The organism is Streptomyces sp. NPDC046716 (genome assembly GCF_040645755.1).
Classification (GTDB): Bacteria; Actinomycetota; Actinomycetes; order Streptomycetales; family Streptomycetaceae; genus Streptomyces.
On the sequence record NZ_JBEYYU010000013.1, the window covers coordinates 95468 to 117711 of the forward strand.

A 22244-nucleotide genomic window follows, 5' to 3' on the forward strand; every position below is an offset into this window, starting at 1 on the left:
TGGAGCGGGTCCGGCCGGGGCGGTTCCTGGAGGCGGGCGGGAAGGGGTGTCAGACGGTCGGCCGGGAGCGCGTCCCGTGGCGGGTGGTGGCGTGCTTCGCCGTCCCGGTCAACCCCGGGAAGTAGATGTGCAGGCTGACCGCCGGATCCACCGCGTCGTTGGCGACCCGGTGCACGTACCCCGGCGCGAACACCCGCTGAGCGCCGGTCTCCAGCACGCGTCTTCCTGTGTCCGTCCGCTCGGTCAGCGTGCCCTCCAGGACGGTCAGTACCCCGCAGGACCGACCGTGCTGGTGCGGACCGCCGGCCTGGCCGGGCACCCAGGACAGCAGCCACACGTCGTAGCCCGGGGCGGATCGCAGCCGGTGGTACCGGAGCGTCGTCGCGTCGTACGCCACCAGAGGCGCCCACTGCGCGCGGTCGGCCGCGATGGCGCGGGCCAGTCCGCCGAAGTCGGCGACGGTGGTCGGATGCTCCGGCAGAGGCTGTAAAAGGTGGGCGACTTCGAGGATGTCGCCGGCGATCTGGAGGTCGCTGCTGCTCATGAACCGGCCGCCCGGGGCGCGGGCGACGGGGCCTCGGCGGGCAGACCGGCGGGAGCGGGACCGGACGGAGTGCGTGCTGCGACCGGGCGCTCCGAGCGGGACATGAGGTGGGCACAGCACAGGGGAAGGGCCGGGCCGGGGGCTTCCGTCGGATGCATTACCGCTCCTTCTTCTCGTTCTGCGGATCGCTTCTGCGGATCGGTTCGTCGGGTCGGTTCGTCGGGTCGGTTCGTCGGGTCGGTCAGGCCGGGGTCGCGGAGTCCAGGGCCGGGCCCCTCGTGCACGCGGCCAGGTCCCGGCGGAGCACGTCCCACCACAGGTCCTCGCCGTCCGGCCCGGTCAGGAAGTGCGCGGTCGGCAGGCTCCGCGACGCGAGACGGTCGGTCTCGTCGCTCCAGGCGAGGGTCGAGGACACCGGGATCGCGGCGTCCTCGGTGCCGTGGTAGAGGAAGACCGGGCATCGCAGGCGAGCGTGGGAGGCGGGCCTGAGATAGCTCTCGCTCGCGTGGAGTTCAGCCCGGATGGTGGGGAGGAAGAGCTCCAGGAACTCCTCCTCGGCATCCAGGTCCGGGCTGAGCCCGCCGATCCCGGCCAGCTCGGTGAGGAGTTCCGCGTCGGCCATCGAACGCCAGTTGTTCGGCGGCAGGGGCGTGGCGGGGGCCCGCTGGCTCGCCGCGAAGACGGCCTCGACGCGCTTCCCCGACGCCTCCAGACGTGCGGCGGCGTCGTACGCCACGAGCGCTCCGTAGCTGAGTCCGGCGAAGGCCACGCGCTCGCTGCTCGCGAGTTCCGCGGCCAGGGACCGCAGCGTGTACGTGCTGACGGCGGCGACGTCGGGGAAGGGCGTGTCGAAGAGCCGGCCCTCCCGGCCCGGCAGATCGGGCAGGAGGATCCTGACACCGTCGGGCAGATCGTCCCGCCAGCTCCGGTAACGCCCCAGCCCGCCTCCGGCGTGCGGGAAGCACACCAGAGTCAAAGGGTGCAGGCCAGACATGTGACACCTCTGTTGTTCGTGATGGACCGATTCGGTGCGGCACCGGCACGGGTGCCGTCAGCGGCGCGCGCCGACGGGCGCCGCGGTGCCGATGCAGCTGAGCAGTTCGTCCAGCGCCTCGTAGAAGCCCTCGATCTCGGCGACCTGGTTGTACAGGTACGCGGAGACCCGGAGGATCTCGCCGCCGGCCAGGCCGGTGACCAGGGGCTGCGAGCACATGTGGCCGCTGCGCACCATGAAGCCGTAGGAGTCGCTCAGCATGCGGGCGACGTCGCCGGTCGGGACGCCGTCGGTCAGCCGGAGGCTGACGAGCCCGATCCGGTCGGTCAGGTCCGGCGGTCCGACGAGGCGGATCCCGGGGCGGGCGAGCGCCCCGCCGACGAGCGCGGCCGTCAGGTCGCGCTCGTGCTGGTCGAGGTCCTCGCGGTCCAGCGCCTCCAGGTAGCGGATCGCCGCGCCCGATCCGATGACGGACGCGATGGCCGGGGTGCCCGCCTCGAACGTGTAAGGCGTGCGCCGGTCGACGCTGCCGTCGAGGTCGACCCAGTCGACCATGCCGCCGCCCACCGACAGCGGGCGCAGCCCCGCCAGCAGCGCGCTCCGGCCGAAGAGCACTCCGACGCCGGTCGGGCCCAGCATCTTGTGCAGCGAGAAGGCGACGAAGTCGACGTCCAGCTCACGTACGTTGAGGCGCTGGTGGGGGATGGACTGCGCGGCGTCGAGGACGATGACGGCGTCGGTGACGGAGCGGATCTCGGCGATCAGCTCGGCCACCGGGTGGACCACTCCGGTGACGTTGGAGCAGTGGGTGAGCGCGACCACCTGGGGCCGGTCGCGCAGGAGCTCCCGGAAGTGCTCGCGGTCGAGCCTGCCGTCGGCGTCCACCCGGGTCAGGGAGAGCCGGCCGGCCCGTCGCCACGGCAGCATCTGCGAGTGGTGCGCGTCCATGCAGCCGACGATGTGCGCGTCGGGGTCGAGGCCCAGTCCCTGGGCGACGAGGTTGAGCGCCTCCGTGGTGTTCCGGGTCAGGACGACCTCGTTGGCCGCGGCACCGATGTGGCTCGCGATCCGTACCCGGGACGCCTCGTAGCCGTCGGACGCCTCCTCGGACAGCCGGTGCTTGCCGCGGTGGATGTTGGCGCCGTTGGTCTCGTAGTACTCGGTGACGGCCCGGATGACGGGGTCCGGCTTCAGGGTCGTGGCGGCGTTGTCCAGGTAGGAGATCCGCTGTCCGTCGATCTCCCGGCGCAGGGCGGGGAAGTCGTCCCGGTGGCTGTGTCGCACGGTCATCACGCGCCTTCCGCGGATATCTGGGAGACGCAGGGCTGGAACTTGCCGCTGCGCTCGCCGGCGATGTAGTCGACGGCCTCGGCCCGGACCGGGTTCGGGGCCAGCGCCTCGGTGAGGCGGTGCATGAGCGCGGTGGACTCCTCGGGCCGCGCCTCGGCGTTGGGGACGTACCGGAAGGTGCAGGCGCCGGTCCGGTCCTGCTCCAGCTTGTAGAGGTCGATGCCAGGAGCGTCGCCGACCAGGGCGTCCACGGCGCCGGGGGTGACGGTCCGGCCGTCCGTGAGCCGGATCATGTGGGTGGCCCTGCCCTCGACGCGCACCATCGGCAGGTCGCTGCCGCAGTCGCAGCGGCCGCCCAGCGGGGTGAAGTGGTCCCCGGTGGCGTAGCGGATGCGCGGCACGAGGCTGTCGTCCACCGTCGTGACGTACAGCTCGCCCGTCTCGCCGTCCGCCACGGGCCGGCCGTCCCGGATGAACTCCATGTGGAAGTCACGGTTGTTGATGTGGCGGTTGCCGAGGTGGCACTCGAACCCGAGGTACCCGAGCTCGGACATGCCGATCATGTCGCCGATCGGCAGCTCCGGCCCCATGAACTCCTCGATCTGGCGCCGGGCCACCCGGGTCATGAGGGTGTACCCGCACACCATGTGCAGGCGGCGCGGCGAGGTGATGACGCGTCCCAGCCGGCGGGCCCACCGGGTCAGGAACGCGAAGTGGGTGGGGTCGACGACCAGCAGGTCGGGTTCGTACAGCTCGATCTCGTCGAGGGCCTTGACGATCTGCCACTCCGGGGTGGCCAGCAGGTCGTGGGCGACGGCCAGTACGAGGGTGCCGTCGGCGAGCGTCCGGTCCTCCATGGTCGAGAAGCCCGTCGCGCACTCGACGTCCGAGCAGTTCGGCGGTGCGAAGCGGCAGATCTTCGGCCGGCTGCCGGGGCGCCAGAGCCCGTCGAAGCGGCGGTTGACGCCGATGGCGGTGGCCTGCCGCCGCGCCAGGTCGTAACTGAGGACGGCGCTGTTCAGCCGCTCGCCGGAGGTTCCGGAACTCTGGAAGCGCATCACGTGCGGCGAGTTGAGGGTGTAGCCCTTGGCGAGGACTCCCGCGGGGAAGTTGCGCCGGTAGTGCGGCTTCGAGGTCGGCGGCAGCCGCAGGAAGTCCCCGGGCTCCCGGATGTCCGCGGGCAGCAGGCCGCTGGCCTCCATGTGCTTGCGGAAGAAGACGGTGTTGTCGAAGGCGTACGCGATCTCCTCGCGGACGGCTTCGAAGGCGGTCGGATCGGTCATGCCATCGCCACCAGGACGGAGCGGTCGCCGGAGTACGGGTTCCTGCCGTGGGAGAACTGCTCGTTGTCGACGATCATGACGTCGCCGGCCTGCCAGGGCAGGGCGATCTCCTCGGCCGCGTAGGCGGCCCGGACCTCGGCCAGGTCCTCCGGGGCGAGCGGCGTGCCGTCGCCGTACAGCGCGTTGCGGGGCAGCTCGTGCTCGGCGAACTCCGCGCGCAGCTCGCGCTCGACGTGCTCGGGCAGGGAGCTGACGTGGAAGAGGTGCGCCTGGTTGAACCAGACCCGCTCCCCGGTCGCCCGCGCGGTGAGGGTCGCCTGCACCACGTGGCGGGTGCGCAGCCGCTCGCCGCCCAGCCACTCGGCCTCGATGCCGTGCCGGGCGCAGTAGGCGTCGGCCTCGGCGCGGTCCTGCGTCTGGAAGACCTCCTGCCAGCTGAGGTCCATGCCGTGGCCGAAGTTCCGTACGTACATGACGCCGTGCCGCTCGAAGCGCTCGCGGGTGGCCTCGGACAGCCGGGCGAGTACCCGGGCGCTGTCCGCGACGGGCGTCTCGCCGCCGGTGGCGGCCGGGACGACGCAGGTGAGGAAGAGCGTCGCGGGCCAGGCGTCGGTGTACGACATCTCGTTGTGCTGGGGGATGGTCTGGTCGGCCGGGTACTCGGTCGACGTGAAGACGTTGCCGTCGACACGGCGCCGGGGGGTGGAGCGGTTGTCGTAGTCGCGCAGGCCTCCGTCGAGGCCCGTGGCGAGTTCCCCGAGGCCCGCGGCGTCGAGGGGGGCGAAGTCGCGCAGCAGCACGGCGCCGTGCCGGTCGCGCAGCCGGGCCAGGGCGTCGCCGGAGTTCGACAGCCACTCCCGCGCGTCGAGCCCGGGGACGGTCGGGGTGCAGCACACCGCCCGGCTGCCCTCGATGAGCGGGGTGGTGCGGACCAGCGCCTCGCCGCTGACCGCGACGGACCGCCGCGCCCGGTTGAAACGGCCGCCGGGGCCGCTGCCGGTCTGGGTCAACATGATTCGGTCTCCTTCTTCTCCTGGAGCTGGTCGATGAACTCGGCGAGTTCCGACACCACGGGGTATTCGAAGAGGTTGCGCAGCTTGAAGCCGACCTTGAACTCGTCGCGCAGGCGGGCGATCAGCTGGGTGGCGAGCAGCGAGTGGCCGCCGATCTCGAAGAAGTCGTCGTCGGCGCCGACCTGTCCCAGCAGCAGCAGTTGCGCCACGATGTCGGCGACCGTCTTCTCGGTGGGGGTGCTGGGCGCGACGTACGAGGTCGAGCCCTGGGTGTAGAAGCCCGGCTCGGGGAGCATCGAGGCGTCGATCTTGCCGCTGCTGGTGAGCGGGAAGGCGTCCAGGGCCACGAGGTGGGCGGGCAGCATGAAGTCCGGGAGGCGCTCGGTGAGGAACTCGCGGAGCCACTCGGCGGAGCCGCGCTCGCCCTCGGCATCGATCAGATAGCCCACGAGGTGGGCGCCCGTGCTCTCGCCGGCCTCCACGACGAGGCTGCCGGTCACCCGCGGGTGGCGGCGCATGACGGCCTCGATCTCGCCGAGTTCCACCCGGAAGCCGCGCAGCTTGATCTGGCGGTCGATGCGGCCGAGGAACTCCACGGTGCGGTCGGGCAGCAGGCGTGCCTTGTCGCCGGTGCGGTACATCCGTGCCGCCGGGCCGGGGCCGAAGGGGTCGGCGACGAACCTCTCCCGCTGCTCCTCGGTCGGGTTCAGGTAGCCCTGGGCCACCGAGGCGCCGCCGATCCAGAGTTCGCCGGGGACGCCGACCGGCAGCGGGCGCCGCTGCGGGTCGAGGACGTAGGCCCGCGCGTGCCCCATCGGCGTGCCGAGCGGGACGCTGGACGCCAGTGCGGTCAGGTCGTGGTCGGCGGCAGCGGGCCCGCAGAGCACGCCGACCGTCGTCTCGGTCGGGCCGTAGTGGTTGTACAGCCGGCAGTCGCCGAGGTAGCCCTTGAACAGGTTGTACCAGCCCCAGCCGAAGGGCTCGCCGCCCGCGACCAGCGCCTGGCGCGGCATCAGCCGCTCCGGCGTCTCGGCCACGGTGAAGAGGGACTCCAGGTACGAGGGCGTGATCTTGAGGAGGTCGTACTCCTCCGCGGACAGCAGTTCGGCGAGCGCCTGCGCGTCCGCGGAGACCTCCGGTGCGACGACAAGGAGTTCACCGCCACTGATCAGTGGCGGGAACAGCGCGGTGTGCCCCAGGTCGGTTCCGAGGGTGCCGATCGCGACGGAGTCGACGGGGCCGGTCAGCCGCAGCCGGTCGAGGACGCCGTCGAGGTAGGCGGCGAACTGCCCGTGCCCGATCAGCACCCCCTTCGGCGTGCCGGTGGAGCCCGACGTGAAGATCACGTATGCGGGGTCCTCGTCGGAGGTCGTGACGTCGGGCCGCTCGCCGGTGCGCCCGGCGCAGACCGTCAGTTCCGCGTCCAGGACCACCGTGTCGCACTCCTGCGGGAGGGCCGAGGCCGTGTCCCGGGTCGCCACGACGTGGCCGAAGCCGACCGCGTCCAGGACGGCGGCGCGGCGCCCGGCCGGCAGGTTCGGGTCGATCGGCACATAGCCGGCACCGGCCTTGGCGATCGCGAGCATCGCGACGACCGCCAGGTCCGAGCGCTCCAGGCAGAGACCGACCAGCGCACCGGGGCGGACCCCGCGCGCGGCCAGCTCCTCGGCCAGCCGGTCGGCCGCCCGGTCGAACTCGCCGTAGCTCCAGGTACGGGTGGCCGTCCGCAGGGCCGGGGCGTCCGGGACCCGTGCCGCGGCCCGCTCGACCCGCCGGTGCCAGTGCTCGGCCGGCCCCTTGGGCGGCTGCGCCGGGTTGGTGGCCTCGACCAGCTCACGGGCGGCGGTCTCGTCCAGCATGGCCAGGGCGGGAACGGCGGCCCGCAGGTCGCCGCCCAGTGCCTCCAGGACCGCCCGCAGGCACAGGAGCAGAGCCTCGGCGCCCCCCTCGGCCATGCCCCGGGCCTGATGCCGCAGGGCGATGTGGAGTTCGCCGTCCGCGGCGCGGGCCGCGAGGGCGACCTTGCGGTCGTCGTCGGCGGGCTCGATCCACAAGCCGGTGAAGGCCGGTGCCGGGCCGGCGGTGAACCGCGCGGCGTCGTGGAAGGAGAAGCCCGGAAGGCCGGCGACGTGCTGCCCGGCCGGGTCCATGGCGCTCTCGTCGGCCTGCTCGAAGGTGTCGAGTTCCAGGTCGACCGCGCCCAGCAGCTCCCGCAGCGTCGTCGTGTCGGAGACCGCGGCGAGGACCGGGACGGGCGTCTCGAAGAGGCCTATCGAACCGTGCATCTCCTCGAACGGGCGGCGGGCGAGCTGCGCCTGGACCGCCAGCCGCTCCGGCCGGCCGGCGGCGTGCCAGAGCGCGCCGAACCAGCCGGTCAGCAGGACGCTGCGGAGACCGCCCGCGCAGTCCTCGCCGAGCCGGCGCAGCCGCTCGGCCAGGGGCGCGGGGACCGTCCACTCCAGGACGGCCCGCTCGGTGTCGTCGGAGAGCAGCTCCAGCGGCAGGTTCAGGGCCGGCAGGTCCGACAGCTCGGCCGCGCGGTCGGCGGCCAGTTCGCGCTGGCGCGGGCTCTGCGCGCCCTCCTCGGTCTGCCACTGGGCGTAGTCGGCGTACTGGACGACGCCCTCGCGGCTCCACGGGGATCCGGTGAGACGCGTGTCGTAGGCCGCGCGCAGGTCCTGGAGGAAGACCTCGGCCGAGACCGTGTCCGTGCTCATCCGGGGCGCCGACACCAGCAGCGAACGCTGCCCGTCGGTGTGGCGGAAGACGGTCAGGTGCACGGCGTCCGCCGTGTCCTGCGCACCGCCGGCCGCACGGGCCTCCTCGCGGACGAGGGCGGTGAGCGCGGCGGAGTCGCCGGAGCGCTCGGCGACGCGGACCCTCGGCTCGTCCTCGATGACCATCAGGACGGCGCTGTTGCCGCCGAGCACCTTGCGGTAGGCGGTGCGCAGGCTCTCGTGCGCCGTGACGACGTCGCGTGCCGCCTCCGCCAGGACGTCGAGGTCCGGGGCGGCGTCCAGGGCGACCCCGGCGACCCTGCGGCCGGACTGCCCGTCGACGGCGAGGCCGAGGGCGTGCTGCTGCTGCTTCGACAGACGGAAGCCTTCCCAGTTCTGTGTCATCGGCTCGGCTCCGGTTCGATCCACAACTGCCCCTTGGTGTAGGTGTTCCAGGTGTTGACTGCGTCCTGGCCGAGGTACTCGGCGGCGATCTGCCAGAAGCCCGCGTACTCCGCCGGGAGGTTGAGATGGGAGTGGCTGACCTGCTGCGGCATGTGGGCCAGGACGTCGCCGAGCTTCATGCGCAGCAGGTCGAGGAACTGCTCCCGGTCCAGCGGGATGTCCTCGCCGGTCCGCCGGTCCTTCAGGGCCGGCTGCCCCTTCGGCCGCATGATGTTGCGGAAGCTCTTGCCGAGCGACGCGTAGTTCATGACGGAGAAGTGGTGGATCATCTCCTCCACGCGGGGCCCGACGAACGCGCGGACCTCGACGCGCTTGTCCTCCGGGATGGACTCGACGTTGTCGTTGTGCAGTCCCTCGGTTCCGTAGACGCCGTGGAACAGCCCCGCGAGGCAGACGTGTTCCCCCGCCTTCATGGCCTGGAGGATCTCGCACGCCCGGAACATGTGGTCCAGGAGCGTCTCGTCCTGGTGCGCCACCTTGTGCAGCCCCAGCCGCACCAGGTCGTCTCGGTATCGCTCTGCGTCAAGCATTCATTCTTCCTCGGCTGTCTCGGGCCGCCGGCGCCCCGGGCGGGGCGCCGGCGGACGGGTCGGACTCATCCCTCGCGCACCGACACACGCTGCGCTCGGACGTGCTTCCAGGACCGCTGTCCGCGTGCCTCGTCCCGGCCCTCCCAGAGGTCCTCCAGGGTCCGGTTGATCCGGCTGACCGGGGTGTCGGGCTCGGTGGACAGCAGCGTCACCAGCGCGCGCAGGCAGCGCGTGAGACGGCGGACGGTGGTGTCGGAGAAGAGGCCGGCGCGGTAGTCGATCCCGCCCTCCATGCCGCCGTCCGCGGTGGCCACCAGCGTGAGCTTGATGTCGTGCACGGAGAGCAGGAACTCCGCCTCCAGCTCCTCGGCGCGCACGCCGGGCACGTCCCACTCGGGCAGCGGGACGTCCTCCAGCAGGAACCAGGTGCGGTACACCGGTGCCGACTCGCCCGCGCGGCGCTCGGGCCGTACGGCCTGCACGACGTGGTCGAACGGCACGTCCTGGTGGGCGTAGGCCTCCAGGGCCCGCTCGCGGACCTCCTTCAGCACCTCGGTGAACGTGGGGTCGCCGGTGAACCGGGTGCGGATGGCCAGGCTGTTGACCAGGAACCCGATGGTGTTCTCCAGCTGCGGATGGGCGCGGTGGCCGGCCGGCACGCCGACGACGATGTCCTGCTGGCGGCACCACCACTGGAGCAGCACCTGCCAGGCGGCCAGGTATCCCATGAAGGTGGTCGCGCGCTCGGCGGTGCAGACCTCACGGAACGCCGTGGCCTGTGCGGGGTCGAGCGTGAGCGGCGCACGGGCGCCCTCGATCACCCCGGTCTCCTCGATCTCCCCCTCGGTGGGCAGGGCCAGCACGGGAAGCGGAGCGGCCAGCTGCCGGCGCCAGAAGTCGATCTGCTCCTTGAACGCGCCCGACTCGGCCTGTCCGGCCTCCCAGACCGCGACGTCGGCGTAGCCGACCTCGGGCTCGGGCAGCACGGACCCGTCGCCGCTCCGGTACAGCGCGCTGATCTCACGGACCATGATCGAGGTGGACCAGGCGTCCCAGACGATGTGGTGCACGGAGACGACCAGCACGTGCTCCTGCGGGCCGACCCGCAGCAGCCGGACCCGGAAGTGCGGGCCGCCGGACAGGCCGAAGGGGGTACGGGTCTCCTCCGCGATCACCCGCTCCGGTGCCAGCATCACCGGGTCGTCGGCCACCTCGGCCAGCTGGAAGTCCAGCCGCTTCCCGGAGTCCGGGACCTGGCGCGGGGCGTCGCCGGTCGCCTCGAACGACAGCGACAGGACGTCGTGCCGCTCCACGAAGATCTCGAACGCCCGGCGCAGGGCCTCGACATCGAGCGGACCGGTGAGGCGGAACGGCTGGACCAGGTTGTACGTGGTGCTGCCGGGCGAGAGCTGCTCGTGGAACCAGAGGCGGGACTGCGCGGCCGTGAGCGGGACCGGCGCCCCGGCGTCGGCGCGGCGGCCGGGACCGGCCGGCGTGACGGCCGCGGCACCGTCGCGCACGGCGTCGATCGCGGTCGCGATCCCCGCCAGTGTCGGGTTGTCGAAGATGACCCGGATCGGGATCTCGACGCCGAGCGCCTTGCGCAGGTGGACGACGGTGCGCATCGCGGTCAGCGAGTCACCGCCCAGCTCGAAGAAGTGGTCCTGCCTGCCGACCCGTTCGACCTGGAGCATCTGCGCCCACACCGCGGCGACGTTCTTCTCGATCTCCGTCACCGGCGGCTGGTACGCGACGGCCTCGGCCGGCTCGTCCGGCACGACCAGGGCCTTGCGGTCGACCTTGCCGTTGGCGGTGAGAGGCAGCTCGGGGATCCCGACGACGGTCTCGGGCACCATGTAGCCCGGCAGCTTGCCGCCGAGGAACTCCCGTACGTCCGCGGGGACCGGGCGGCCCTCCTCGGCGACCACGAACGCGACCAGCCGCCTGGCGCCCTGGGGTCTGCCGTGCACCACGGCCGCGGCGCCCCGGACGTCGGGGTGCTGGAGCAGCGCCGTCTCGATCTCGCCCAGCTCGATCCGGTAGCCCTGGATCTTGACCTGGAAGTCCTCCCGCCCGAGGAACTCGATCTCGCCACTGGGCAGGAACCGGCCCAGGTCGCCCGTCCGGTACAGGCGTTCGCCCGTCACCGGGTGCCGCACGAAGCTCGCGGCGGTCTTCACCTCGTCGCGCAGATAGCCCTCGGCCAGCCCGACGCCGCCGATGTACAGCTCGCCCGGCACGCCGGTCGGGCGCGGCCGGAAGTTCTCGTCGAGGACGTGGAAGGTCTGGTTGCGCATCGGGGAGCCGTACGGGATGGACGGCCAGTCGGCCGGCACCTCCCCGACCGGGAAGAGGATGGACCAGATGGACGCCTCCGTCGCACCGCCGAGGCTGACGATCTCCGGCGTGCCCAGGACCCGTCGGGCGCGCTCGGGAAGGGTGACCGGGAACCAGTCGCCGCTGAGCATCACCAGCCGCAGCGCGTCGCTGCGCGCCCCGGTCACGGTCATGTGCTCGACCAGCAGCTCCATCAGCGCCGGTACGGAGTTCCACAGCGTGACACCGGACTGTTCGGCCAGCTCCAGCCAGACGGCCGGGTCGCGGTGCGAGCCCGGGTCGGGGACCACGACGGCGCCGCCGACGGCCAGCGGACCGAATATGTCGTACACCGAGAGGTCGAAGCTCAGCGACGACAGGGCCAGCGTCCTGTCGTCCGCGCCCACCGCGAAGCGGTCGTTGACGTCGACCACCGTGTTGAGGGCGCCCCGGTGACTGATCATCACGCCCTTGGGCACACCGGTCGAACCGGAGGTGAAGATCACGTAGGCCAGGTCGCCGGGCTCCGTCGCGGGCCGGCCGGACGTGGCCGGGTCCGGGGTGGACGGCAGCGCGTCCACCACGAACACCGTGCCGTCGGGACCCAGCGGGCCGGACATCCGCGCGGCGACCCACGACTGGGTCAGCACCGCGCGGACCTGCCCCTGTTCGAGCAGGAAGCGGATGCGCTCCTCGGGGAGTTCCGCGTCGACCGGCAGGTACGCGGCGCCCGAGGCCAGGATGCCGAGCACCGCGGCGCTCTGCTCCCAGCCCTTCTCCATGACCACGGCGACCAGATCGTTCGGCCGGACGTCCAGCGCGGTCAGCCGGGCGGCGAGCACCCGGGCCCGGCCGGCCAGTTCGCCGTAGCTCAGCGTCCGGCTCCGGGTGATCACGGCCGGGCGCTCGGGGGCGCGCTCGGCGAGCGCGAAGAACGGTTCGTGGAGCAGGCCCGCCGGCCGACGGCCCTCGGTCCGGTTGTACGTCTCGCGCCGCCGGGCGTCCTCCTCGGACAGCGGCGACGGCAGCGGCAGGCCCCACCGCTCGTCGTCCTCGGCCAGCCACCGCAGCAGGTCCAGCGTGGCTCCGTGGATCGAGGCGACCAGCCCCTCGGGGAACAGCTCGTCGACCGCGTCGATGTCCAGGACCAGGGAGCCGTCCGACTCGAAGACCTGGGCGTCGATCCAGACCTGCGGAGTCTGGGAGATGCTGAACACCTCCTCGCCCAGCCCGGTGTCCTGGCCGTGGTCGAGGAAGAGGCTGGTGAAGACCGCCGGCATCGCCGCCTCGGGGCGCACCCGCTTCATCTCGCGCAGCACGCGGACGCCGCTGAACAGACGGTGGTCGATGTCGGTGAGCAGCTGGTCGCGCACCGCGCGGGCCCGCCCGGCGAACGTGTCGGTGGCGGCCGCGTCGACCTCCAGCAGGGTCACCGAGGTGAAGTCGCCGACCACGGCGTCCACGCCCGGGTGCAGCGGCAGCCGGTTGGCCATGGGCAGGTTGAGGGCGAACCTGCGGTGGGCGGACCAGGTCGCCAGCGCCTCGCTGTACGCGGCGAGGAGCAGCGCGGTGGGGGTGATGCCGCGTCGGGCGGCGGCCGCCTTGACCAGGTCCCAGCGCTCCTTGCCCAGGGTTCCGCTGACCCGGCTGAAGCGGGGCACGTCGATGGTGCGCGGGTCGCGGGCGAGCGGCAGTTCCGGCGCCGGGGCGAAGTCCGGGATCCGCTCCCGCCAGTACGCCTCCGCACGGCGGTACAGCTCGGTCTCCTCCAGGCCCCGCTCGGCGAGGACGTAGTCCCGGAAGGAGAGTTCGGGCTCGGGCAGCTCGAGGTCCGGGTCCCGGTAGAGCGCCGCGAGTTCGCCGAGCAGCAGGTTCGAGCTGCGCGCGTCGGTGATCAGACCGTCGATGCTGTAGTGGAGCCGGGTGCGGTCGCCGTCCACGCGGCTGGCCCGCAGTTCGAACAGCGGCCACCGCTCGGGGACGAAGACCTGGTGGGACATGGCGTCGCGGGTGGCTTCCAGGGCCGCCCGCGCCTCGTCCTCGGGCAGTCCGCGCAGATCCTGGGTGGCGATGACGTAGTCGGGGACCTCGGGGAGGATCCGCTGCTCGCCCTGCGGCAGCACGACCGCCCGGAGCATGCCGTGACGCCGGATCAGCCGCCGGAACGCCCGTTCCAGCCGGGGCAGGTCGAGGCCGGTGGCCTCGAACTCCTCGTAGCCGTGCATGCCGACGTTGCCGATGTCGAAGACTCCGGTGCGGCCGATCCAGTAGGCCTGCTGCACGTCGGTCAGCGGGAAGAGGTCCGCCTCGGCGCCGGGGTCGGGCGTGATGACCGGCAGCTTCTCGGGTCCGCCGTCCGGCGTCGCGCCCCGCGCGGCGTCCACCGCGCGCGCCAGACCGCGGACGGTCGGCTGCTCGATGAAGGTGCGCAGCGAGACCTCGACGCCGAACAGGCCGCGCACCCGGGACACCAGCTGGGTGGCGAGCAGCGAGTGGCCGCCGAGTTCGAAGAACCCGTCGTCCGCGCCGACGGCGGGCGTGCCGAGCAGGTCGGCGAAGAGCGCGGCGACCTCCCGCTCGGTCGGGTCCGCGTACGCCGGTGCGGCCCGCGGTGTCCGCTCGGGCTCGGCGGCTGCCGGCCGCGGGTCCGCCGGCTGCGTCGCCGCGGTCCGCCCGGTGCCGCAGCCGCAGCCGCCGGCGGCCGGGCGCGGCGGATCGACCCAGCAGCGTTCGCGTTCGAAGGGGTAGGTGGGCAGGACGGTGAGCCGCGCCGGGTCCGCGCCGGCCAGGGCCGCCCAGTCCACCGGGACGCCCTCGCACCAGAGTTCGCCGAGGGCGCGCTCCAGACCGGCCTCGTCCGTCTCCGCCGGTGCGGGCAGCGTGGCGACCGCGTCGATCCCGGCGGCGCGGGCCAGCCGGGTGAGCACCTGTCCCGGTCCGGCCTCCAGCAGTGCCGCTCCGGTGTCGCGGACGGCGGCCAGGGCGTCGTCGAAGCGGACCGTGGCGCGGATCTGGCGGGCCCAGTACGCCGGGCTCGTGGCCTCCTCGTCGGTGATCCAGGTGCCGGTCACGTTCGACACGAACGGGATGCGCGGCGGCGACAGCGTGATCCGGGCGGCCTCGTCGGCGAAGGCGGCCGCCGCCTCGTCCATGAGCCGGGAGTGGAAGGCGTGCGAGGTGCGCAGGCGCTTGGAGACGACCGCGCGTTCGGCGAGCCGGGCCTCGAAGGCCGCGACGGCCTCGTCCGGGCCCGCGACCACGCACTCGCGCGGTCCGTTGACGGCCGCGAGGTCGACGCCGTCGTCGAGCAGCCCCACGACCTCGCTCCGAGGCAGCGGCACGGCGGTCATCGCCCCGGCCGGCGCGGCCTGCATGAGACGGCCGCGCGCGGCGACCAGACAGAGTGCGTCCTCCAGGGACATCACACCGGCGAGGCAGGCCGCGACCAGTTCGCCCAGGCTGTGGCCGACCATCGCGACGGGGCGGACACCCCAGGACTCCCAGAGCCGGGCGAGCGCGTGCTCCAGGACGAACAGCGCGGGCTGCGCCAGCGCGGTCCGGTGGATCGCCGCCTCGTCCTCGGGCGGCCGCCCGTCGAGGCCGAGCACCGGCGTGACGTCGACGCCGGTCAGCGAGAGCAGCAGGGACGCGGCCCGGTCGGCCTCCGCCCGGAACACCGCCTCCCGCGCGTACGGGGCCCGGCCCATGCCCGGGCGCTGGGCGCCCTGGCCTGGGAAGGCGAGGACGGTCCCGCGGTCCCGGGGCGTGTCGGTCCCGGCGCGGCGGGTCCGGACCCCGGCGGCCAGCGACGCGACGGCCTCGGCGACGGTGCCGGCGACGACGAAACCGCGCCGCGGGAGCTCCCAGCGGCCGTGCCGCAGGGTGTGCGCGACGTCCGCGAGGCGCTCGTGCGGGTGCGCCCGGAGGTGCTGGGCGAGCCGGTCGGCGGCCGTCGCGAGCGCGGTGGGGGTCGCGGCGGACAGCGGGAGGACGGTCTGCCGGGCGTCGCCGGCCGGGAGCGGGGCGGGCGCGGGCGCCTCTTCGAGGATGACGTGGGCGTTGGTGCCGCCGATGCCGAAGGAGCTGACGCCCGCGCGCAGCCGCTCGCCCGGCCACGGCGCCAGCTCCGTGTTGACGTAGAACGGGCTTTCTTCCAGGCCGAGTTCGGGGTTCGGCCGGGTGAAGTGCAGTGAGGGCGGCAGTTGCCTGGCCTTGAGCGCGAGGACCACCTTGACGAGGCCGATCACGCCGGCCGCGGTGTCCAGGTGCCCGACGTTGGTCTTGACCGAGCCGAGGGCGCAGCCCTTGGCGGGCCCGTCGCCGAAGACGCTCCTGAGGGCGGCGACCTCGATGGGGTCGCCCAGCGAGGTGCCGGTGCCGTGGGCCTCGATGTAGGAGACGGTGGAGGGATCCACGTCGGCGACGGCGAGCGCCTCCGCGATGACGTCGGCCTGGCCCTCGACGCTCGGCGCGGTGAAACCGACCTTGCGCGCCCCGTCGTTGTTGACGGCGGAGCCGCGGATCACCGCGTGGATCACGTCGCCGTCGGCGAGGGCGTCGTCGAGCCGCTTGAGCACCACGACGGCCGCCCCGCTGCCGGCCACCGTGCCGTCGGCGGCGGCGTCGAAGGCACGGCAGTGGCCGTCGGACGACCTGATGCCGCCCTGCTCGTGGACATGGCCCCGCCGCTGCGGAACGACCGTGGCGCCGCCGGCCAGCGCCACGTCGCACTCGGCGCTGTTCAGGGCCTGGCACGCCGTGTGGATGGCGACGAGCGAGGTCGAACAGCCGGTCTGGACGCTGACGCTCGGTCCGCGCAGGTCGAGCTTGAAGGAGATCCGCGTCGGCACGAAGTCCTTGTCGTTGCCGAGCGAGGTCTGGAACTCGCCCACCCGGGCGACCAGATCGCCGTTCGGCAGCAGATTGCGGTGCAGGTAGGCGCTCTCGCCGACGCCCGCGTAGACACCGGTCACCTTGTCCGTCGCGTCCGAGGGGCTGCCGGCGTGTTCGAGGGCCTCCCAGGCGCATTCGAGGAGCAGCCGGTGCTGCGGGTCGAGCAGTTGGGCCTCGCGCGGGGAGAACCCGAAGAAGGCCGCGTCGAAGCCCTCCATGTCCGCGAGCACGCCGAGCCTGCGCACGTAGTCGGGCCGGGCGGCCTCGTCGGGCGTGACGCCGGCGGCGAGCAGTTCCTCGTCCGTCAGCGTGCTGATCGACTCGACGCCGGCGGCCAGGTTGCGCCAGAAGCCGTCCGGGGTGTCCGCGCCGGGACATCGCAGGGCCATTCCGACGACGGCGACCGCGCCAGCGGGCAGCGCGCCGTCGTCCGTGAACTCGTTCGTCATTCCTGTCTCCCAAATTTCGGACGTCACCGTGCGCTCCGCCGCGGTGACCGTGTACGCGATTGCGCCTTGCGCGCGGCCGCCCGGCGGCGTCCCGCGTCTCCGTTCGTGGTGGGGCCCTCCTCATCGGCGGCGAGGTGCCGGGCCAGACTCCGGACGGTGGGGAACGCGAACAGGGTCACCACGGGGATCTGCCGCCCGAGCAGTTCGGTCAGCCGGGCCTGCACCCGCAGCAGCAGCAGCGAATGCCCGCCGGCCTCGAAGAAGTTGTCCTCCGCGCCCACCTCGTCGACCCCCAGGACCTCGGCCCACACGGCGGCGACGAGCCGTTCCGTCCCGCCCCGCAGCGGCACCCGTGCACCGGCGGCGGCCTCCCGGACCGGCGCGGGCAGGGCGTGCCGGTCCGTCTTGCCGCGCTCGCCGCGCGGCAGGGCGCCCATCAGGACGAGCGAGGCGGGCACCATGTACTCCGGCAGCCTCCTGGCCAGGTGTGCGCGCAGTCCGTCGACGGTGACGGGGCCGCAGGCCGCGGCGTACCCGACCAGGACGGGCCCGCCCGGCACGTCCTCGCGCAGCACCGCCGCCGCGTCCGTGACGTCCGGGTGGGAGGTCAGGGCCGCCTCGATCTCGCCGAGTTCGATCCGGAAGCCGCGGAGCTTCACCTGGTGGTCGTCGCGGCCGAGGAACTCCAGCGTCCCGTCGGCGGCCGCACGTGCCCGGTCGCCCGTGGCGTACATGCGCTCGCCCGGCGCCCCCCAGGGGTCGGGCAGGAAGACCGCGGCGGTCCTGCCCGGGTCTCCCAGGTAGCCCTGGGAGACCCCGGGTCCGGCGAGGTACAGGTCGCCGTGCACGCCTCGCGGCACCGGCCGCAGCCGGTCGTCGAGCACATAGGCGCGGCCACCGGGGAGCGGCCTGCCGATCGGCACGGTCGCTCCGCCCCGCGGCCGTCCGGGCGGCGGCTCGTACAGCGTGGCCGTGATGGTGGTCTCCGTCGGGCCGTACGCGTTGAGCCAGCGCACCGGGACGGGCGCCGCGGACTGCCACTCGGCGAGCCGTCCGGCGTCGACCCGCTCGCTGCCCACCACGACGAGCCGCAGGTCGGGGCAGTCCGTCACCGGATGCCGGTCGAGCACCGCGACCCATTCGTGCCAGTACGAGGCGGGGAGGTTGAGCACGGTCAGCCGCTCGCCGCGGGCCAGCCCGGTCAGCTCCGCCGGCCCGGGCGCGGGCCCGGCCGGGAGCAGCACGACGTGGCCGCCGCGGATCAGGGTGGCGAACAGTTCCTCGGCCGCCACGTCGAAGGCGGGCGAGGCGAACTGCAGCACCCGGTCGTCCGGGTGCAGGCCGTAGCCGTCGGCGACGGCCCGCAGCGTGTGGGCGAGGTTGGCCTGGCTGACGCAGACGCCCTTGGGGGCGCCGGTGGTCCCCGAGGTGTACAGCACGTAGGCCGTGGCCGACGGCGGTACGGCACGGTGACCGCCGCCCTCCCCGACGTGCGGCCCGGCGTCCTCGGCCCACGGGGTGTCCCCGAGGACCTCCTCGACGGTGCTGCAGGGGACGCCCTCGACGATGCGGACGCCGGTCGCGGCGGAACTCAGGACCAGGACCGCCCCCGAGTCGGCCGCCACCCGGTCGAGCCGGTCCTGCGGGGCGCCGACGTCGACCGGGACGTAGGCGGCGCCGGTCTTCATGATCCCGATCAGCGCGGCCGGCCAGTCGAGCGAGCGGCCCGAGCACAGGACGACGCGGCTGCCGGCACGGACGCCGAGGGCGCGCAGCCGGGACGCGATCCGGTCGGAGCGCACGGCCAGTTCGGCGTGGGTCAGCGACCGGCCGTCCAGGCTGACGGCGGTCCGTCCGCCCCAGCGCGCGCAGGACTCGGAGAGCAGCCCCAGCAGGGTGTCCGGGGTTCCGGCCGCGCCCGCCGCGGGTGCCCCGACCAGGGCCTCCAGCTCGGCCTCGTCGAGCATCGAGAGCTCGTGCAGCGGGGTTTCGGGCGCGGCCAGGGCGGCTTCCAGCAGGGTGCCGAAGTGGCCCGCGAGCCGCTCCACGGTCGCCCGGTCGAACAGGTCGACGTCGTACTCGATCGCGCCGCGCAGCGCCCCCGACTCGAGCGAGGACTCCTCCCAGACCAGGGTGAGGTCGAACTTCGCGACCGGGCCCGCGGATTCGCGGACCGCCATGGCGAGGCCCGGCGCGAGCGGCATCTCCTGGGGCACGTCCTGCATCGCCATCATCACCTGGAACAGGGGTGTCCAGCTGGGGTCGCGAGGCGGCCGGACGCCCTCCACCACCTGCTCGAACGGCACGTCCTGGTGCTCGAAGGCGCTCAGGGCGCCCTCGCGGACCGTGCCGAGGAACTCCGCGAAGGTCTGCCCCTCGTCCCAGCGGGAGCGGAGCACCAGGGTGTTGACGAAGAAGCCGATCAGGTCGTCGAGTTCGGGGCGGACCCGGCCCGACACCGGGGTGCCGATGCTGACGTCCCGCACCCCGGCGTACCGGCCGAGGAGCAGCGAGAAGACCGCGAGCAGGGTCATGAACCGGGTCGCTCCCAGCCGGGCGCTCACCTCTCCGAGCCGGGCGGTCAGCCCGGCGGGCAGCAGCACCGGGACGGTGTCGCCGACGTGCCGCGGGGAGGCCGGGCGCGGCCGGTCGGTGGGCAGGTCGAGCACCGGACGCGCGTCGGCCAGGCAGTCGAGCCAGTACCCGAGCTGTGCGTCGCGGAGCGGACCGTCCAGGAGGGCGCGTTGCCAGACGGCGTAGTCCCGGTACTGCACCGGCAGCGGCGGCAGGGCGGCGGCCCCGCCGTCGAGCGCGGCCCGGTACAGCGCGCCGAGGTCGCGCAGCAGGACGCCCACGGACCAGCCGTCGGAGACGGCGTGGTGCATCGTCACCATGAGCACCGAGCACCGCTCGTCCAGGCGGAGCAGCCGGAAGCGGGTGAGCGGCCCGGCCGCGAGGTCGAAGGGCAGCACCGCCTCGGCCCGTGCGCGCTCCGCGGCGGCCGCCGTCCGCTCGGACGCGGGCAGGTGGCCGAGGTCCTCGGTCGCCAGGGCGGGTTCACCGGCCGGGTCGACGCTCTGCACGGGTTCGCCGTCGGCCGTGGCCGTCAGCCGGGTGCGCAACGAGGCGTGCCGGCGCACCAGTTCCCGCAGCGCGGTACGCAGGGCGTCCGGGTCGAGGTCGCCGGTCAGGGGCAGTACCAGGGGGACGTTGTACAGCGAACCGCCCGGTGCCAGCCGGTCGAGGAACCACAGGCGCTGCTGGGCGAAGGACAGCGGTTGGGGCGCGGGGCCCGCCGGGAGCAGTGGCGCCGCGGTCCGGGCGGCGCCGGCCGCCGCCGCGCGCCGTGCGAAGGCGGACACCGTGGCCGCCTCGAACATGTCCCGCAGGCCGAGTCCGGCTCCGAGTCCGGCCGCGACCCGGCCGACGGCCTGCGCCGCCAGCAGGGAGTTCCCGCCGAGCGCGAAGAAGTCGTCGTCGGCGGAGAGTTCCGCCTGCCCCAGCAGCTCCGACCAGACCCGTGCGACCAGCTTCTCGGTCGCGCCGCGGGGCGGTACGAAGGTCCGGGACCGGGCCCCGTCGCCGTCGCCGGGCTCGGGGAGCGCCGTGAGGTCGGCCTTGCCGTTCGGCGTCACCGGCAGCTCGTCGAGGGTCACGTACCAGGTGGGGACCATCGCGGCGGGCAGCCGGTCGGCCGCGAAGGAGCGCAGGGCACGGGGCTCGGCCCGCTGGCCGGCCGTCGTGACGAGGTAGGCGGCGAGTGCCCGCAGGTCGCCTTCGCCCCTCGGGACGACGACCGCCTCCCGGATCGCGGGGTGGTCGCGGAGGACGCCCGCGATCTCGCCGGGCTCGATGCGGACTCCGCGGATCTTGATCTGGGCGTCGGCGCGGCCGAGGTACTCCAGGGTGCCGTCGGCGCGCCAGCGGGCGAGGTCCCCTGTGCGGTAGAGGCGTTCGCCGGTGCCGAAGGGGCTCGGGACGAACCGTTCAGCGGTCAGGCCGGGGCGGCCGGTGTAGCCGCGGGCCAGGCCCGGTCCGCCGATGTGGAGTTCACCGGGCACCCCGATGCCGGTGTGCCGGCCGCGGCGGTCGAGGACGTACAGATCGGTGCCGCTGATCGGCCGGCCGATCGGAATCCGGTCCTCGGCGGCCGGGGTGCCGACGTCGTGGCGGCTCGCGATGGTGGTGCCCTCGGTCGGGCCGTAGGCGTTGACGAGACGGATCCCGGGGGCCGCCCGCCGTACCGCGCGCACCCGGCGGACGTCGGCGGCCTCACCGCCGAAGAAGAGCGTGCGCAGCGGCGCGAACATGCCCGGGTCGGCGTCGGCGCACTTGTGGAAGACGGCCGTGGTGAGCAGCATCGACGTGATGCCGTCGGCCTCGATGCGGCCGCGGAGCGCGGCGGGGTCGAGGACCTCGTGCTTGGGGACGCCCACCAGCCGGGCGCCGGTCAGCAGCGCCCCCCAGATCTCGAAGGTGGCCGCGTCGAACGAGGTGTTGGCGACCTGGCCCACCACGTCGGAGGGGCCCCAGCCCAGGTAGTCGGTCTCGCAGACCAGGCGCACGATCCCGCGGTGGGTGATGGCGACGCCCTTGGGGCGGCCGGTCGAGCCCGAGGTGTAGAGCACGCACGCCCGCTGCTCCGGGTGCGGCCTCGCGGGCCGGCCCGGGGAGGCGCCGGGCCCCGCCTCCAGTTCGCCGATGCGGACCACCGGCACCTCGCCGGCGAACGGGACCTCCCGGTCGGCGATCACCAGGCGGGCCCGGCTGTCCTCGACCATGTGGGCGAGGCGGCTGTCGGGGTGGCCCGAGTCGAGCGGTACGTACGCCGCGCCGACCGTCAGCACCGCGAGCATCGCGACGACCAGGGCCGACGAGGGCTCGACGGCCAGTCCGACGGCGTCCTCGGGGCCCACCCCGCGGGCCAGCAGGGCGTCCGCCGTCCGCTGGGCGCGGGAGCGGAGTTCGGCGTAGGTCAGGGTGGCGTCCGGGAACACCAGGGCCAAGGAGTCCGGGGCCGCGGCCGACCGGTCGAGGAACGCCTCGACCACGCTGCGGGCGGTGGCCCGGCCCGGTGCGGTGCCCCAGGCGGTGAGCCGCGCCCGCTCCTCGGCCGTGGTGTGCCCGAGCGCGTGGAGCGGTGATCGCGGGGCGGTCAGGGCGGATTCGAGGAGGGTCCCGAACCGCGCGGCGAGCCGTTCGGCCGTCGCGCGGTCGAACAGGTCGGGGTCGTACGTGAGGGTGCCGCGCTGGGCTCCGTCGGCGGAGGGCGCGTCCCAGAGCAGTGCCAGGTCGACGGGTGGTGCGGGGCAGGCGTTCCGCGGGCCGGTCACCGTCCGCGGCGGCGCCGTCTCAGCGCCGTCCGGCTGCCGCGGCCCCCTGTCGCGGTCCACGAGTGCGCCGTGGACTGCGGAGAGGAGGGCGGCGAAGGTGTGTGCCTCGTCCACGTGGGTGTGCAGGAGCAGAGGGGTGCCCGGGGCCGTCGGATCCAGGACGCCGACCACGACGTCGGGCGTGCCCGAGCAACGGCCGAGGAGCAGTGCGAACACGGTCGTGAGGGCCGTGAACCGGTCGGCGCCGAGGGCGTCGGCGGCCCGGTCCAGACGCTCGGCGACGGGGCCCGCGAGCGAGATCGTCACCGAGTCGCGCGGTGCACGGCTCTCGGCGGGCCGCTGACGGTCGGTGGGGAGCCCGGTCGCGGAGAGGGTGTCGGGGAGCCGGTCCAGCACGGCTGCGAGGGTCGTCACGTC

The 22244-nt window shown here is 73.8% G+C and carries 9 protein-coding genes; all 9 read right to left on the reverse strand.

The features are described 5' to 3' along the window. Positions 1-49: 49 nt before the first annotated feature. A complete protein-coding gene (locus tag ABZ930_RS12935; protein WP_361545958.1) occupies positions 50-544 on the reverse strand; it encodes a cysteine dioxygenase family protein in 495 nt (164 codons plus the stop codon). A gap of 241 nt (positions 545-785) precedes the next feature. After that, the gene (locus ABZ930_RS12940) at positions 786-1538 is read right to left on the reverse strand and encodes an alpha/beta fold hydrolase (protein WP_361545961.1); all 753 of its coding nucleotides are present in this window, start codon (positions 1536-1538) and stop codon (positions 786-788) included. Positions 1539-1595: 57 nt separating this feature from the next. Continuing rightward, entirely contained in the window at positions 1596-2828 is a 1233-nt protein-coding gene (locus tag ABZ930_RS12945) for an aminotransferase class V-fold PLP-dependent enzyme (protein ID WP_361545964.1), read from the reverse strand. Next, on the reverse strand, positions 2828-4111 hold the full coding sequence (locus tag ABZ930_RS12950; protein WP_361545967.1) for a hypothetical protein: 1284 nt from the start codon (positions 4109-4111) through the stop codon (positions 2828-2830). The genes ABZ930_RS12945 and ABZ930_RS12950 overlap by 1 nt, the downstream gene beginning before the upstream one ends. Next, complete coding sequence (locus tag ABZ930_RS12955) at positions 4108-5124, reverse strand: TauD/TfdA family dioxygenase (RefSeq protein ID WP_361545969.1); 1017 nt, start codon at positions 5122-5124, stop codon at positions 4108-4110. The genes ABZ930_RS12950 and ABZ930_RS12955 overlap by 4 nt, the downstream gene beginning before the upstream one ends. Continuing rightward, positions 5118-8246, reverse strand: a complete 3129-nt coding sequence (locus ABZ930_RS12960) for an amino acid adenylation domain-containing protein (protein ID WP_361545972.1) — start codon at positions 8244-8246, stop codon at positions 5118-5120. Before ABZ930_RS12960 ends, ABZ930_RS12955 begins: the two co-directional genes overlap by 7 nt. Beyond that, a complete protein-coding gene (locus ABZ930_RS12965) occupies positions 8243-8836 on the reverse strand; it encodes a DUF6817 domain-containing protein (RefSeq protein WP_361545975.1) in 594 nt (197 codons plus the stop codon). The genes ABZ930_RS12960 and ABZ930_RS12965 overlap by 4 nt, the downstream gene beginning before the upstream one ends. Before the next feature lie 65 nt (positions 8837-8901). After that, a complete protein-coding gene (locus ABZ930_RS12970) occupies positions 8902-16494 on the reverse strand; it encodes an amino acid adenylation domain-containing protein (protein WP_361545977.1) in 7593 nt (2530 codons plus the stop codon). A 23-nt stretch (positions 16495-16517) separates the two neighbouring features. After that, positions 16518-22241, reverse strand: coding sequence for an amino acid adenylation domain-containing protein (locus ABZ930_RS12975; protein ID WP_361545980.1), 5724 nt, complete (start codon positions 22239-22241; stop codon positions 16518-16520). Positions 22242-22244: the final 3 nt, after the last annotated feature.